At 60.9% G+C, this 317-nt stretch carries 1 protein-coding gene; it reads left to right on the top strand.

Going from position 1 to position 317, the window contains the following annotated elements; genetic code table 11:
- Positions 1 to 317 (top strand): transposase (locus KJQ96_RS38975; RefSeq protein ID WP_213291218.1); only part of this gene is annotated, 317 nt, incomplete at both ends.

Raw genomic sequence — 317 nt, 5'->3', positions numbered from 1 at the left:
GCTTTGGCGGCGTCGAGCCGGAGGCGACAGGAAGGCCGGCCTATCATCCTTCGACGCTATTGAAGATTTACGTCTATGGCTACCTTAACCGGGTGCAGTCGAGCCGGCGCCTGGAGCGGGAGTGCCAGCGCAACATTGAGTTAGTTTGGCTGACCGGCCGCCTGATGCCGGACTTCAAGACGATAGCCGACTTCCGGAAGGACAATGGCGAGGCCATCCGCAAGGTCTGCCGTGAGTTCGTGGTGCTGTGCCGACGCCTTGAGTTGTTCAGCGAGGCGAGCGTTGCGATCGACGGCAGCAAGTTCAAGGCCGTCAAC

This window comes from Bradyrhizobium sp. sGM-13, from assembly GCF_018398875.1.
Lineage (GTDB): Bacteria > Pseudomonadota > Alphaproteobacteria > Rhizobiales > Xanthobacteraceae > Bradyrhizobium.
This window is presented reverse-complemented; position numbering and strand designations above follow the sequence as displayed.